Origin of the sequence: Caballeronia sp. DA-9, assembly GCF_051615025.1 — a bacterium.
Taxonomy (GTDB): Bacteria; Pseudomonadota; Gammaproteobacteria; order Burkholderiales; family Burkholderiaceae; genus Caballeronia; species Caballeronia sordidicola.
The window spans coordinates 1674368-1688574 of sequence record NZ_CP195133.1; the positions used below are offsets into that span (position 1 = coordinate 1674368).

At 60.2% G+C, this 14207-nt stretch carries 15 protein-coding genes; 7 read left to right on the top strand and 8 right to left on the bottom strand.

Translation table 11 applies throughout. The features are described 5' to 3' along the window. Positions 1-122 precede the first annotated feature (122 nt). The 7 genes from rpsF to ACRWA7_RS24005 all read left to right on the top strand — a co-directional run bounded on the left by rpsF (position 123) and on the right by ACRWA7_RS24005 (position 4940). Positions 123-497 carry a 30S ribosomal protein S6 gene (gene rpsF / locus ACRWA7_RS23975; RefSeq protein ID WP_056353082.1) on the top strand — a complete coding sequence of 125 codons (375 nt, stop codon included), beginning with the start codon at positions 123-125 and terminating at the stop codon, positions 495-497. Positions 498-554: 57 nt separating this feature from the next. Beyond that, positions 555-854 (top strand): primosomal replication protein N, encoded by a 300-nt coding sequence (gene priB, locus ACRWA7_RS23980; RefSeq protein WP_056353084.1) that lies wholly within the window; start codon positions 555-557, stop codon positions 852-854. Between the two features lie 2 nt (positions 855-856). Then, a complete protein-coding gene (gene rpsR / locus ACRWA7_RS23985; protein ID WP_060857153.1) occupies positions 857-1132 on the top strand; it encodes a 30S ribosomal protein S18 in 276 nt (91 codons plus the stop codon). A gap of 27 nt (positions 1133-1159) precedes the next feature. After that, the gene (rplI, locus tag ACRWA7_RS23990; protein ID WP_060857154.1) at positions 1160-1615 is read left to right on the top strand and encodes a 50S ribosomal protein L9; all 456 of its coding nucleotides are present in this window, start codon (positions 1160-1162) and stop codon (positions 1613-1615) included. A 150-nt stretch (positions 1616-1765) separates the two neighbouring features. Further along, positions 1766-3154 carry a replicative DNA helicase gene (locus ACRWA7_RS23995; RefSeq protein WP_060857247.1) on the top strand — a complete coding sequence of 463 codons (1389 nt, stop codon included), beginning with the start codon at positions 1766-1768 and terminating at the stop codon, positions 3152-3154. A 119-nt stretch (positions 3155-3273) separates the two neighbouring features. Next, positions 3274-3900 carry a DUF47 domain-containing protein gene (locus ACRWA7_RS24000; protein ID WP_056353092.1) on the top strand — a complete coding sequence of 209 codons (627 nt, stop codon included), beginning with the start codon at positions 3274-3276 and terminating at the stop codon, positions 3898-3900. A gap of 29 nt (positions 3901-3929) precedes the next feature. Beyond that, entirely contained in the window at positions 3930-4940 is a 1011-nt protein-coding gene (locus tag ACRWA7_RS24005; protein WP_060857155.1) for an inorganic phosphate transporter, read from the top strand. A 66-nt stretch (positions 4941-5006) separates the two neighbouring features. Here ACRWA7_RS24005 and ACRWA7_RS24010 read toward each other — a convergent pair whose 3' ends face one another. From ACRWA7_RS24010 to ACRWA7_RS24045, 8 genes are all read right to left on the bottom strand, one after another. Continuing rightward, positions 5007-5813, bottom strand: a complete 807-nt coding sequence (locus ACRWA7_RS24010) for an SDR family NAD(P)-dependent oxidoreductase (RefSeq protein ID WP_438396540.1) — start codon at positions 5811-5813, stop codon at positions 5007-5009. Positions 5814-5926: 113 nt separating this feature from the next. Next, complete coding sequence (locus tag ACRWA7_RS24015) at positions 5927-7054, bottom strand: NlpC/P60 family protein (protein WP_438396542.1); 1128 nt, start codon at positions 7052-7054, stop codon at positions 5927-5929. 202 nt (positions 7055-7256) lie between these two features. After that, the gene (locus ACRWA7_RS24020; protein ID WP_438396543.1) at positions 7257-9125 is read right to left on the bottom strand and encodes a PhoH family protein; all 1869 of its coding nucleotides are present in this window, start codon (positions 9123-9125) and stop codon (positions 7257-7259) included. Positions 9126-9588: 463 nt separating this feature from the next. Further along, complete coding sequence (locus ACRWA7_RS24025) at positions 9589-10050, bottom strand: peroxiredoxin (RefSeq protein ID WP_438396544.1); 462 nt, start codon at positions 10048-10050, stop codon at positions 9589-9591. Positions 10051-10208: 158 nt separating this feature from the next. Next, positions 10209-11105, bottom strand: coding sequence for a polysaccharide deacetylase family protein (locus ACRWA7_RS24030; RefSeq protein ID WP_438396546.1), 897 nt, complete (start codon positions 11103-11105; stop codon positions 10209-10211). A gap of 9 nt (positions 11106-11114) precedes the next feature. After that, positions 11115-12164, bottom strand: coding sequence for a bifunctional UDP-4-keto-pentose/UDP-xylose synthase (locus tag ACRWA7_RS24035; RefSeq protein WP_060857162.1), 1050 nt, complete (start codon positions 12162-12164; stop codon positions 11115-11117). Beyond that, positions 12161-13165 carry a formyltransferase gene (locus tag ACRWA7_RS24040; protein ID WP_060857163.1) on the bottom strand — a complete coding sequence of 335 codons (1005 nt, stop codon included), beginning with the start codon at positions 13163-13165 and terminating at the stop codon, positions 12161-12163. Before ACRWA7_RS24040 ends, ACRWA7_RS24035 begins: the two co-directional genes overlap by 4 nt. A 10-nt stretch (positions 13166-13175) precedes the next feature. Beyond that, positions 13176-14204: a glycosyltransferase gene (locus ACRWA7_RS24045; protein ID WP_060857164.1), complete on the bottom strand. Its 1029-nt coding sequence runs from the start codon at positions 14202-14204 to the stop codon at positions 13176-13178. Positions 14205-14207: the final 3 nt, after the last annotated feature.

The following is a 14207-nucleotide window of genomic DNA, read 5'->3' on the forward strand; positions in this document are numbered from 1 at the left end:
GAACTAAAGCGCAAAAGACCTAAATCAGTTGTGAGCGCGTCCATATCCCGCTATAATCGTTGGCTTCTCTCTTGCCGCACCGGTCCGACGCCCGGGTGGCTTTATATCCTCAAGGAGTAACAATGCGTCATTACGAAATCGTATTTATCGTGCATCCGGATCAGAGCGAGCAAGTGCCCGCCATGATCGAACGGTACAAGACCACGATCACGTCGCACGGTGGTTCGATCCACCGCATCGAAGACTGGGGCCGCCGTCAGCTTGCCTACATGATCGAGAAACTCGCGAAGGCTCACTACGTGTGCATGAACATTGAATGCAGCCAGGAAACCCTGGAAGAGCTGGAACACGCATTCAAGTTCAACGACGCAGTGCTGCGCCACCTGATCGTCAAGATGAAGAAGGCCGAAACCGGCCCGTCGCCGATGATGAAGGAAGTGCACCGCGAAGAAGCCAAGAAGGCGGCCAGCCAGCCGTCAACTGAAGCGCAGGCTTAATAGACACCTCGAGACACCTCGGATACCTCTCAGAGGCGTCAAGCCACCAGGATTCAAGTGAACCGGCTGCAACTGACAGCAAGCGTCGTGGAACGCGAACCGGTGCGGTACACCCCCGCCGGCGTCCCCATAGCAAGCTGCACGTTGCATCACTGCACGGAAGTTGTCGAAGCGGGCATTGCCCGTCAAATCGAACTGACGCTTCCAGCGGTAGCGGCCGGTGCTGCGAGCGGCAAGCTGGAAAGCCTTGCAATGGGCGTTGAAACGCTCTTTACAGGCTTCATGGCCAAGAAAAACCGCAACGCGCGAACCCTGGTGTTTCACATCACAGAATTGCAGGATATTGGAAAGGACTGAACATGCCCCGCCCGACTGGTAAGAAATTCGACAAACGTCGTCAGCAACAAAACCCGCTCTTCAAGCGCAAGAAATTCTGCCGTTTCACGGCTGCCGGTGTTGAATACATCGACTACAAGGACACGGAAACGCTGAAGGACTTCGTTGGTGAGAACGGCAAGATCACGCCGGCTCGTCTGACAGGAACGAAGGCTCACTACCAACGTCAGCTCGACACGGCTATCAAGCGCGCTCGTTTTCTCGCGCTCCTGCCGTACACCGACCTGCACAAGGCCTAATCAGACGACGCAATAAGGAAAAGCCAAATGCAAATCATTCTTTTGGAAAAAGTCGTCAACCTGGGCAACCTCGGCGACATCGTGAAGGTCAAGGACGGTTACGCACGTAACTTCCTGATCCCGGGCAAGAAGGCTCGCCGTGCAACGAAGGACGCAATCGCGGAATTCGAAGTGCGCCGTGCCGACCTGGAAAAGGTTGCTGCTGAAAAGCTGGCGGCCGCTACGGCTCAAGGCGAAAAGCTGAGCGGCGCAACCGTTCAGATCTCGCAGAAGGCTGGCGTCGACGGCCGTTTGTTCGGTTCGGTGACGAACGCGGATATCGCCGACGCGCTGAAGAAGCAAGGTCTGGCAGAAGTCGAAAAGTCGCAAGTGCGCCTGGCCGACGGCCCGCTGAAGCTGGTTGGCGATCACGCCGTCCAGATCGCACTGCACACAGACGTTATTGTCGACGTGACGGTGTCGGTGCTCGGCGAGCACGCTTAAAGCTTCCAGTCAGCCGGGATTTCTCCGGCGCTGATGCAAAGTCAAAGCACGTAGTCCGGCTGTAAAAAGAAGGGCGGGAACTCTCAACGGTTCCCGCCTTTTTTGTTTCTGATCGCCCGCCGCCTCGCCATTTCGCCGATAATTGCCGCCATGAACGCACCCTCGAAAGATCCGCAAATGGATGCGCTGAAGGTCCCGCCGCATTCCATCGAAGCCGAACAGTCCGTCATCGGCGGCTTGTTGCTCGACAACGCCGCGTGGGATCGCATAGCGGACCTGATGTCGCACAGCGATTTCTACCGCTACGACCACAGGATCATTTATGAGGCGATCGGCAAGCTGATCGCGACCACGCGCCCGGCCGATGTGATCACGGTCTACGAGGCGCTGACGAATACGGGCAAGGCCGAGGAAGTCGGCGGTCTTGCCTATCTGAATGCGCTCGCGCAGAACACGCCGAGCGCCGCGAACATTCGCCGATACGCGGAAATCGTGCGCGACCGGGCGGTCTTGCGCAGGCTGGTTTCGGTCGCCGACGAAATTTCCGCCGATGCCTTCAATCCACAAGGCAAGGAAGTTCGCCAGTTGCTGGACGAGGCCGAGGCCAAGGTGTTTTCCATCGCGGAAAGCGGCGCGCGCGGCACGCAAGGATTTCTCGAAATCGGGCCGCTTCTGACGGAAGTCGTCGAGCGCATTGACACGCTGTATCACACGGCGAATCCCAGCGACGTTACCGGTACGCCAACCGGTTTTGTCGATCTGGATCGGATGACCTCTGGCATGCACGGCGGCGAGCTGATCATCGTGGCGGGGCGGCCTTCCATGGGCAAGACCGCGTTTTCGATGAACATCGGCGAATACGTGGCCGTTGAATATGGTCTGCCGGTTGCTGTGTTCTCAATGGAAATGCCGGGCACGCAGTTGACCATGCGTATGCTGGGTTCGGTCGGCAGGCTCGACCAGCACAGAATGCGTACCGGCCGTCTTACTGACGAAGACTGGCCGAAGCTCACGCACGCGGTGCAAAAAATGAGCGAGGCGCAGATTTTTATCGATGAAACCGGCGGCCTGAATCCAATGGAGTTGCGCTCGCGCTCGCGGCGTCTGGCGCGGCAATGCGGCAAGCTTGGTTTGATCATTGTCGACTATTTGCAGCTCATGTCGGGCTCCGGCTCGGGTGGCGAAAACCGGGCAACGGAAATCTCAGAAATCTCGCGTTCACTCAAAAGCCTCGCAAAAGAACTCGATGTCCCCGTTGTCGCGCTATCGCAGCTTAATCGTGGGCTGGAACAGAGGCCGAACAAGCGCCCGATCATGTCGGATTTGCGCGAATCCGGTGCTATCGAGCAGGATGCAGACGTCATTTTGTTTATCTACCGCGACGAAGTTTACAACCCCGACAGCCCGGATAAAGGGACGGCCGAGATCATTATCGGCAAGCAGCGAAATGGCCCGATCGGCCCTGTTCGGCTCACGTTCCAGGGCCAATACACGAAGTTCGAGAATTTTGCCGGCGCGCAGAACTTCTATAGCGATTAAGAAATGTGTTGTGCAGCCGTGCTACGATTGACCCCAATCGGAGTGCGGCGCCGTCCCCGCGAAGGTACAATGTGGCAGTTTTATGTCAGCGCCACCTTGAGCCACTTTCCGGGATTTTCATGTTCGGTCGATTCATGCCCACCGAGGGCAAATTTTTCGAAATCTTCAATGCGCACGCAAAGTGCATCGTCGACGCGAGCCACGAACTCGAACTGCTGATCGACAACATGGACCAGATGGAAGTCCATAAGCAGAATGTCCAGACGAACGAAAAACGTGCTGACAAGCTCACGCACGAAACCATCGACCTGCTTCACAAGACCTTCATCACGCCGCTCGATCGCGACGAAATCCACAAGCTCATCACGACCATGGACGACATCCTGGACTTGATGGAAGACGTGGCCACGGCAATCTCGCTCTACGACGTGCGCGAATCGACTGCGGAAATGAGCCAGCTTGCGCATATCTGCACGGCAACTTCCGAACGGGTGCAGCAAGCTGTGCAACTTCTCGCCGACATGAAACGCGCGAGCGAGATTCTCAAAATTTGCGAAGAGATCGATCGGTTGGAATCGGACGCGGACCGCGTGCTGCGTTCGGCCATGTCCAAGCTCTTCCGCGAAGAGGACAACGTCAAGACGCTGATCAAGCTGAAGGCAATCTACGAGTTGCTCGAGACGATCACCGATAAATGCGAGGATGTTGCGAACATCATCGAAGGCATCGTGTTGGAAAACGCCTGATCTCAGCCGCGCCACTCATCCAATAAACGATGCATTCGATTCAACTCGCCCTCTGGGCTGTCATTACGCTCGTCGTGGTCGCGCTGGTTTTCGACTTCATGAACGGCTTTCACGACGCCGCCAACTCCATTGCAACAGTCGTTTCCACCGGCGTGCTGAAACCCCAGCAGGCTGTCGCGTTTGCCGCGGCGTTCAACGTCATCGCGTATTTCATCTTCCATTTGAAGGTCGCGGCGACTGTAGGCAAGGGGACCATCGACCCGGCCATCGTCGATCAGTATGTGATCTTCGGCGCGCTGGTCGGGGCTATCGGCTGGAACATCATTACCTGGCACTACGGCATTCCGTCGAGTTCATCGCACGCGTTGATCGGCGGCTTGATGGGTTCCGCGTGGGCCAAGTCCGGTTGGGGCTCGCTCAACATGGACGGTTTGCTCAAGACCGTCTCGTTCATCTTCATTTCGCCGCTGCTGGGTTTCGTGCTCGGATCGCTTTTCATGCTGATCGTCTCGTGGATGTATTTCCGCACGCCACCCTCCAAGGTGGACCGGCGCTTCAGGCGCTGGCAGCTTGTATCGGCGGGACTGTACAGCCTTGGGCACGGCGGCAACGACGCGCAGAAAACCATCGGCATTATCTGGATGCTGCTGATTGCAGCGGGTTATGCATCGGCCACGGCGGACGCACCGCCGATCTGGGTGATTGGCGGCTGTTATCTGTCGATGGGACTGGGCACGCTGTTCGGCGGCTGGCGCATTGTCCGCACGATGGGGCAGAAGATCACGAAGCTCAAGCCGGTTGGCGGGTTTTGCGCGGAGTCGGGCGGGGCTATCACGCTGTTCGTGGCTTCGTTCCTAGGCATTCCTGTATCGACCACGCATACGATCACGGGCGCGATTGTTGGCGTGGGCGCCACACAGAAGTTCAGCGCGGTTCGATGGGGCGTGGCGGGAAATATTGTGTGGGCGTGGATCTTGACGATCCCGGCATCGGCTGTGATGGCCGCGGGCGCATGGTGGCTTGGACGGCACTTTTTCTAAAGCATCAGGCCAGCCACACGGTTTGAGAAAACGGGCGACCGAAGTCGCCCGTTTTCGTTTATGTTTTCAGATGAGCGGTGCGCCAACGCCGTCCATCGGAATGATCGCGCCCGATACATAGCTCGCCTGACGGCTCGCCAGGAACAAAGCCACGTTGGCGATTTCATCAGGGTTCGCGTATCGGCCGAGCGGCACTTTTGCCTGGCTGCGAGCCAGCGCTTCGTCGCGCGTAATGCCTTCGCGCTGCGCTTCCAGCGCGAGTGCTTCCTCCACGCGTTCCGTCAGCGTCGCGCCCGGATTGATCGCGTTGATGCGGATCCCGAGCTTTGCATAATGATGCGCGAGACCGACTGTCGCCAGCATCAGCGCCGCGTTCGCCGCGCCGCCGGCGATATGGATATCGCTCGCGATCTTGCCGCCCATTCCGATGATGTTAACCACCGCGCCCGGTTCGCTTTTCGGGTCGGCTTTCACGCGCTCGGCCATTTTTTTCAGCACGGCCTGTTGCGGATAAATGCACGTAAAGTACTTGGCTTCCATTGCGGCTTTGTAGGCGTCGGCATCGAGCAGATCGGGGTCGTAGCGTTTCGCCGCGCCCGCGCAGTTCACGAGAATATCGATTGGCCCAAGCGCGCTTGTGGCTTCTTCCACCACGTCCTGCGCGCTGTGCGCTTCGTGAAGATCGGCGCGCGCGAGATGCACGTGATGGCCGTCCTGTGCAAGTTGTTCGCGCGCGCGTGCGAGGTTTGCTGCATCGCGGGAGACGATCGCGACGCGCGCGCCCTCTGCGGCAAATGCTCGCGCGCATGCGAAGCCAATACCCTTGCTGCCGCCCGTGATGAGAACGACTTTGCCCGCAAGTCCCAAGTCCATGAGCTCACTCCTTATTGAGGCTGATTGCGATTGTTCTGCGCCTGGAACCGGTGAACTACACACGATAGCAGAGGCCACCGGGACGTGCGCGTCAGTCGATAAGCTGAAGGCGCTCAGTAGCTGCCGTTGGCAAACTTGGCGATGGGATCTTCGGCGGGGGCGGGGCGTGTGGGCGTGAGCGGATTCGTCGATGCGCGCATTACGTGGACGGCGGGATCCGAGGCAGGAATGCGGGACACGGACGACGGCTGCTGTTCCTGCACTGCGCGCACTTGCTGGGCGGCGAGGCGGGCAGTCGGCGGCGGCGGTTCAAAGGCGTCGGCCGCGGCCGCGATTGGATCCGGCGAATTCGATGCCGCAGCGATCGCACTCGATTCCGTCTGCGGCGCGCGTGCCGGTGAGCTTGCATTTGCCGATTGCGACTGGCGTTGCGCGGCGGAAAGCGCGGGCGGTGGCGGTTCGAAAGGATCGGCACCCGGGCTCACGCTCGCCATGGCGGGTGAAACTGCGCCGGCGGATTGCGCTTGCCGCTGAGCCGCGGACAATGCGGGCGGCGGTGGTTCGAACGCGTCAGCGCCTGGCGCGGTCCTGCCGCTGATCGTTGCAACCTGCATCTGCGATGAACGGCCCGATCCACTATCAGCGGGTACGGGAACCGGCGAGGCCAGATACGTCGGCGAATCGAATGGCGTTGGCGCGGCTTTCGGCGGCGCGACGCGGCGGATGCCATCGAAACGCTTCGCCCAGTACGGGTTCGTCAGGTAATCGAGGCGAACGGTGCCCCCAGTGGACGGTGCGTTGACAAAGCGCAGCTTGCCCACATAAATCCCGACATGCGAGTGCGCGCGTCCGGTCGTATTGAAGAAAATCAGGTCGCCGGGCGCCACTTCGTCCGGCTCGATCGACTCGCCGCGCGAGCTCATGTCGGCAGTCGTGCGCGGCAGATTGACCGATGCCGCCCGATCAACCACATACCGGACCAGGCCACTGCAATCGAAACCGGCTTCCGGCGTGTTGCCGCCCCAGCGGTACGGCACGCCGACGAGCGACATTGCCTGAATCGAGATTTCTTCTTGCCCAACGCTGTGATCGACGAAATTCGGGAAGCCCGATGGTTTGGCGAACGTGCGGTTCGCGGCGCTCGCAGTCGATTCGCCCGGCGCGCGCGATGTCCGTTGCGGCGCGCTGGAACACGCGGCAACGAGAAAGGTGAGCAGCAGCAGTGACCAGAATCGACGCATTAGGAAGGGCGAGCCCGGGCGAAATCCGCGCGCTCGCCATGATGATGGTCTCGCGATACTAGCCCGTCAGATGGGCCTGGGGCAAGTTTTCTTGACAAGTTACTTGAGGTTTACGCTGTAAGTATCGTCTGAGCGATGATAAAAAACCACAAAAAAAGCCCGGCAAGCGATGCTTGCCGGGCTTTCAAAACGCGTTGCTGACTCAAAGAATATCGGAAGCGTAATCCGCCAGACGGGACCGTTCGCCGCGCGCCAGGGTCACGTGCCCGCTATGCGTCCAGCCCTTGAAGCGATCAACCACGTAGGTCAGGCCCGAACTGCCTTCGGTCAGATAAGGCGTATCGATCTGCGCAATATTGCCCAGGCACACGATTTTCGTGCCGGGACCCGCGCGCGTGACGAGCGTTTTCATCTGTTTCGGCGTCAGGTTTTGCGCTTCATCGATGATCACGTACTTGTCCACGAACGTCCGTCCGCGCATGAAATTCATGCTCTTCACCTTCAGGCGCGAGCGGATCAGTTCCTGCGTGGCAGCCCGGCCCCATTCGCCGGCGGCGTCGTCCGTCTTTTGCAGGACTTCGAGGTTGTCGTCGAATGCGCCCATCCATGGCTGCATTTTTTCCTCTTCGGTACCCGGCAAAAAGCCGATATCTTCGCCGACCGGGACCGTCGCGCGCGTCACGATAATCTCGTTGTAACGCTTGTCGTCAAGGACTTGCGCAAGGCCTGCAGCCAAAGCCATCAAGGTCTTGCCCGTTCCGGCCTGACCCAGCAGCGTGACGAAATCCACATCCGGGTTCATCAGCAGGTTCAACGCAAAATTCTGCTCCCGATTGCGCGATGTAATGCCCCACACATTGTTCTTGTGATGGCTGTAGTCACGCAGCGTTTGCAGCAGCGCCGTCTTGCCGTTGAGTTCACGCACGATTCCGTAAAACGACGGCTCGCCGTTCTGCGGCTCGAAGTACACGAACTCATTGACCAGCATGGACGCGCATTGCGGACCGGTGACGCGGTAATACGTCGTGCCCGTCTTCGTGTCCTGCCAGCTTTCCATGCCCTTCGCGTGTTTCGTCCAGAAATCCGAAGGCAGCGCGCGCACGCCGGAATACAGCAGGTCCTTGTCTTCGAGAACCTGATCGTTGAAATAGTCTTCCGCCGGCAAGCCGAGCGCGTGGGCCTTGATGCGCATGTTGATGTCTTTCGACACCAGCACGACCTGGCGATCCGTCCGCTCTTTTTGCAGCGCGCGGACCACGCCGAGAATCTGGTTATCGGCCTTGCCGACCGGCAGGCCCTCGACCGGTTCGATATCGGTCAGCGTGGTCTGGAAGTACAGACGGCCGGTTGCATCGCGATTACCCAGCGCGGACAGCGGCAATCCCGCCGACATTTCGCCGACGTGAGCGACCAGCGCATCCAGCGTGCGGCTGACCTGACGCGCATTGCGTGCCACTTCCGACATGCCTTTCTTGTGGTTATCGAGTTCTTCGAGCGTCATCATGGGCAGATAGACGTCGTGTTCCTCGAACCGGAACAGCGATGACGGATCGTGCATCAGCACGTTTGTGTCGAGCACGAACAGCTTGCCAATCTCGTTCTCCGGCTGGCCGCGCTGGCGGCGCTTTTGCTGGCCGCGCGGTTGGGCGGCGGCGGAGGCCGGCGCGGCAGGGGCTTCGGAGCGGGTGCGCACCTCGACCGGCGCGCGGGTGACGGCAGGCTGATTCGTCTCGACCTGTTCGGCTGGCGCAGTTGCGGGCTGCAACAAGGCCGCGGTTTGTCTGGCACGGCGCGTACGCGCGGCGGGCGCGGTATCGGAGGCTTCCACGGCCGACCCTTTTGCGGCATTCGCGAGCGTTTCGCTGGCGATCGCGCGCAACGTGTTCGCAGTGTTTGCCGCAGCGGGGCGCGAAGCGCCTACGGGTGCGGCGAATTCGGTATCGGACTCGGCGGTTGCCAGGTCGCCCTCGCTCGCCTGCTTCTTCGATGGCCGGGCAGGCCGGGCTTTGGCCTTGTATTCTTCAGACGGCAGGAGGTTGCCGAGCTTGACGGGTGCGGTAGGCAAAGGCATGGTTTCCCTCGAAAGGATCGGATCGTATGTCGTGCGTCGCCTGTCGCATCCTGCTGGGTTGGCCCTGGCAATCAAGGCCGGACTACTTGCAGTTTGCGCCCGGTGACGCGCTTCGGTTTCGAAAACGCCGGTTCGCCTAGATTTCGATCGGCTCCTTGGAAGTTGCGTCCTGAAGATCAAACGGGGAGTCAAACGCGCGGACGGCGCGGCGCGCCGAGGGCGCGTGCGCAGCGGAGGAGGGAGCGTCCGCAAACAAAAAAGCCGCCGTCCCGGACGATGGGACCAGCGGCTCGGCAGCGCCTGCTTCCTTACTCCTTTCGTCCTTCGCTTCGCCCGGAAAGCCCGGGGGTTGCGTGTAGCGTAGACCGGTGCCGGTCGCGGGCAAACCCGCGATACACCGGGCGCTACGTAAAGAGAAATGGAGGGAGGGGCATGCGCTCATTGCGAATCAATATAACGTGCCTCAAAGCGCTTGTACAGCTTCCACAATCTGCTCGACGTGACCCGGCACCTTTACGCCACGGAACTCCCGGCGAAGCACGCCTTTGGCGTCGAGAAGGAAGGTCGAACGCTCGATTCCACGGACTTCCTTGCCATACATTTTCTTCATTTTGATGACGCCGAACAGCGAACAAATGGCTTCGTCGGAATCGGATACGAGCGTGTACGGCAGTTCCAGCTTCGCCTTGAAGTTGTCGTGCGACTTCACGCTGTCGCGCGAAATGCCGATGACTTCGGCGCCCGCCGCCTTGAACCGGTCGTAAAGATCGCGGAACTGCAGGCTTTCGGTCGTGCAGCCCGGCGTGTTGTCCTTCGGGTAGAAAAACAGCACGACTTTCTTGCCTCTCAGGCTGGACAACGAAAAGTCGCCGCCGGTTGCAGGGGCGGTGAAATCGGGAACGGGTTGATCGACTGCGATCGGCACGGAGTTTCTCCTCTTTTTTATCGATGACGCGCGTTCGAGCGCCAGTTTCTGGCGGCCGGACACGTTGAGACGGTGTTGCGGAGGTGGTGCAGATAAACGATGGGTTCTCGGCAGCGCGTTTGGCGTTGGACTCGCGTGAACCGAACCCGCTCCGAGGATCAATCCGGCTGCAGGATCAGCTCGCCCGCGCGGCCGGGAATCTCGCCCCACGCGACAGGGTACGTGGGCAGCGCCGCGCGGTCCAGCGTCGCATGATAGTCACCCATCGTGCAGAAAGTGTGACCTTGCGCGCTCCAGCCTGCCAGCATCTGCTCGAAAACCGGGGCGAGTTTTTGTCCCTCGAGTTCGGCGTGCAGCGTGAACACCTGATCGCGATTCTGCTTCGACGTCAGTTCCAGCAGATGCGCGGCAACGTTGCCGACATCGACTCCGTCCACACCCAGCACTTCGTCAAGCGTGGGCAGCGTCGTCGGCATTTGCACGTGGTTCAGGACACGTCCGTCAAGAACAGGAATGTACGGCCTGTGGCCACGGCCGTCGGACGCGTATTTCATGCCCCAGGCATCGATCTGTTCGAACGCGTAGCCGTTCATTTGCCAGCCCGCCGCGCCATGAGTCAAGGGCGCTGCGCCGAAAATCTCGACAAAACGCGCGTGGCTGCGCTGCATCTGCGCGGCCGTCCATTCGCGGTTGCCGGCACGGACGTTGTCCTGCCAATAGACGTGATCCCACGTATGGATGCCGCACTCGAAACCTGCTTCATGGATCGCGCGCATTTCCGCGACGGCGCGACGGCCAATATCCGGCCCCGGCAGCAGCACGCCATACATGAGCGTCTTCACGCCGTAGTGCTCGACGACCGACGTCCGCGAAACCTTCTTGAGAAATCCCGGGCGAAACACGCGGCGCAGGGCCCAGCCGGTATGGTCGGGCCCGAGACTGAACAGGAAGGTCGCGCGGGCGCGATATTTGTCGAGCAGGCGCGCGAGATTCGGCACGCCTTCGCGCGTGCCGCGCAATGTATCGACGTCGATTTTCAGAACGATGCGAGCCACGCGCCGCCCTTAGCTCTGGTCTTCGACAAGACGCCGGGCCGTGGCCACATCGCCGCGATACGCTTCGAAAATCTTGCGCAGCGCATCGTCCATGGTCGCAACCGGCTTCCAGTCGAGCTCTTCAATGGTGTTGTCGATCTTTGGCACGCGGTTCTGGACGTCCTGATAACCCGCGCCGTAGTAAGCGCCCGACGAGGTCTCGACCAGTTGCACGGTCTTCGCGCTTTCTGCGTACTCGCTGATCTCGTTGGCGAGCTTCAGCATCTTGTTCGCGAGTTCGCGCACCGAGAAGTTGTTGCTCGGATTGCCGATGTTGTAGATCTTGCCCGTCGCCACGCCGTTCTTGTTCTCGATGATCTTCATCAACGCGCCAATGCCGTCGTCGATGTCCGTGAACGCACGCTTTTGCGCGCCGCCATCCACGAGACTGATGTTTTCGCCGCGCACGATATGGCCGAGGAACTGCGTGACCACGCGCGAGCTGCCTTCCTTCGGCGTGTAGATGGAATCGAGTCCCGGGCCGATCCAGTTGAACGGACGGAACAGCGTGAAGTTCAGGCCTTCCATGCCGTAGCCCCAGATCACGCGGTCCATCAGCTGTTTCGAGCACGCGTAGATCCAGCGCGGCTTGTTGATCGGGCCGTAGCTCAGTTGCGATTCTTCGGGGTCGAACTGCTCGTCCGTGCACATGCCGTACACCTCGGAAGTCGACGGAAACACGAGATGTTTGCCGTACTTCACGGCCGAACGCACGATGGGCAGGTTGGCTTCGAAGTCGAGTTCGAACACGCGCAGCGGCTGTTTCACGTAGGTTGCCGGCGTGGCGATAGCGACCAGCGGGAGAATCACATCGCACTTCTTGATGTGGTATTCGACCCATTCCTTGTTGATCGTGATGTCGCCTTCGAAGAAATGCATGCGCTCGTGATTGGCGAGCTCGCCCAGGCGGTCGCGCTGCATGTCCATGCCGAAGACTTCCCAGTCGGTCGTTTCGAGAATGCGCTTGGAAAGGTGGTGTCCAATGAAGCCGTTGACACCCAGGATCAGGACTTTTTTCATGAATGGGGAAATGATTGAGTGAGTCGGCCGAATTCGGCGGGACTGACGACGCGTTCGCCGCCGGCCGGAATCTGGCGGGCTTGGCGGGTTTCGCTATCGTCCACGAATGGTTGCCGTAATTCACGGATGGCGACGACGCGGCCATCGCCGCATACGCCAAACAGCGCATTATCCTTCACGTGCAGGCCGGGGGGCAAATCCCCGAGCGCGCGCAAGGTCTCGGCGGCAACGCCGGGGCTGCCGTTATCAGGAACAAGCCGGGCGCGCGCGACAATGAACCGCAATGATCCAATGTCCGTAAAAGCGCCCGGATATGGCGGTGCGACCGCGCGAATGAGGTTGTAGACCTGCTGCGCAGTCTTTGACCAGTCTATGCGGCCGTCCTCCGGCTTGCGTCCGCCAAAGTAGCTGCCTCGGCTGAGGTCGTTCGGCAGATGCGGCGCTTCGCCCGCAATCAGCGCCGGCAACACGCGCCAGAGCGTTTGTTCGGCCGCGACGGTGGTTTTGTCGAAGACTTGCGCCGCGGTGTCGTCGGGGAGGATGGGGACGGGCGTCTGGGCGAGAATAGCGCCGGCATCGGGCTTTGCCGCCATTTCATGCAGCGTCGCGCCAGTTTCCGTTTCACCGTTCAGCACGGCCCAGTTGGTCGGCACGCGCCCGCGATATTTCGGCAGCAGCGAGCCATGCATGTTGTATGCGCCGCGCGTGGCGAGCGCGAGCAGGCCGACCGGCAGCATGTGCCGGTAGTAGAACGAGAAGACGAAGTCCGGCGCCAGCTTGCTGATCGCGTCGTGCAGTTCCGGCGAGGTGGGATCGGCGGGCGTAATGACGTCGATTCCATGATCTTCCGCCACCGATTTGACGCTGCCGAACCAGATGTTCTCTTGTGGATTGTCTTCGTGCGTGACGACCAGCGCGACGTCCACGCCGCGCGCGAGCAACACTTGCAGACAGCGCACGCCAACATTGTGATACGCGAATACGACTGCGCGCGGCTTCATGGCGAAACCCTCATGACGGATCGACTTCGCGGGTGATCGCGGCCACCGCTTCCTGACGCGGCTTGCTGCGCGAAAGCTGGCCTTCGCGTTCTTCCAGGATGGTTTGCACCAGATACCGGGGCCGTGCGCGGACTTGCTGATAAATCCTGCCTATGTACTCGCCGAGCAGCCCCAGCGCGAAGATGATCACGCCAAGCATGAAGAACGTAATGGCGAACAGCGTGAACACACCTTCCACTTCCGCGCCGAACATGAAGCGCCGCACGAGCAGCAGCAGGAACAACCCCGCGGATCCCACCGAAAGAATCACGCCGATAAACGACAACCATTGCAGCGGCACGACCGAAAAGCCGGTGACGAGATCGAAGTTCAGACGGATCAGGCTGTACAACGAATATTTCGATTCGCCGGCGAACCGCTCTTCGTGCGCGACATCGATTTCAATTGGATTCTGTGCAAACGTGTAGGCGAGCGCGGGGATGAACGTGTTGATTTCGCCGCAACGATTGATCGTATCGATAATGTGGCGGCTATAACCACGCAGCATGCAGCCTTGGTCGGTCATGCGAATCCGCGTGATGCGTTCGCGTAAGCGGTTCATCAGCCGCGAGGCCTTCTTGCGCCAGAAGCTGTCCTGACGCTGCTGCCGGATCGTGCCGACGTAGTCGTAACCTTCCCGCATCTTGGCAAGCAGCTTGCCGATTTCCTCGGGCGGATTTTGCAGATCGGCGTCGAGCGTGATCACGCTCTCGCCGCGCGACTGTTCGAAACCGGCGAGGATGGCCATGTGCTGGCCGTAATTGCCGTTCAGCAGGATCACGCGCGTGGTGTCGGGGCGCGAGCGGAATTGCTGCGCAAGCAGCGCCGCGGACTTGTCCCGGCTGCCGTCGTTGATGAAGATGACCTCGTACGTTGCGCCGAGCGCATCGAGCGCGGGATACAGGCGCGAGAAGAGCGCGGCGAGGCCGTCTTCTTCGTTATATACCGGGACCACGACCGTCAACTCGGGTCCGGTCGGCAGAAAATCGGTTTGACTCATATT

Coding starts and splice junctions, on each gene's coding strand:
- rpsF (WP_056353082.1), top strand. CDS start 123: ATGCGTCATTACGAAATCGTATTTATCGTGCATCCGGATCAGAGCGAG.
- rpsR (WP_060857153.1), top strand. CDS start 857: ATGCCCCGCCCGACTGGTAAGAAATTCGACAAACGTCGTCAGCAACAA.
- rplI (WP_060857154.1), top strand. CDS start 1,160: ATGCAAATCATTCTTTTGGAAAAAGTCGTCAACCTGGGCAACCTCGGC.
- ACRWA7_RS23995 (WP_060857247.1), top strand. CDS start 1,766: ATGAACGCACCCTCGAAAGATCCGCAAATGGATGCGCTGAAGGTCCCG.
- ACRWA7_RS24000 (WP_056353092.1), top strand. CDS start 3,274: ATGTTCGGTCGATTCATGCCCACCGAGGGCAAATTTTTCGAAATCTTC.
- ACRWA7_RS24005 (WP_060857155.1), top strand. CDS start 3,930: ATGCATTCGATTCAACTCGCCCTCTGGGCTGTCATTACGCTCGTCGTG.
- ACRWA7_RS24010 (WP_438396540.1), bottom strand. CDS start 5,813: ATGGACTTGGGACTTGCGGGCAAAGTCGTTCTCATCACGGGCGGCAGC.
- ACRWA7_RS24015 (WP_438396542.1), bottom strand. CDS start 7,054: ATGCGTCGATTCTGGTCACTGCTGCTGCTCACCTTTCTCGTTGCCGCG.
- ACRWA7_RS24020 (WP_438396543.1), bottom strand. CDS start 9,125: ATGCCTTTGCCTACCGCACCCGTCAAGCTCGGCAACCTCCTGCCGTCT.
- ACRWA7_RS24035 (WP_060857162.1), bottom strand. CDS start 12,164: ATGAAAAAAGTCCTGATCCTGGGTGTCAACGGCTTCATTGGACACCAC.
- ACRWA7_RS24040 (WP_060857163.1), bottom strand. CDS start 13,165: ATGAAGCCGCGCGCAGTCGTATTCGCGTATCACAATGTTGGCGTGCGC.
- ACRWA7_RS24045 (WP_060857164.1), bottom strand. CDS start 14,204: ATGAGTCAAACCGATTTTCTGCCGACCGGACCCGAGTTGACGGTCGTG.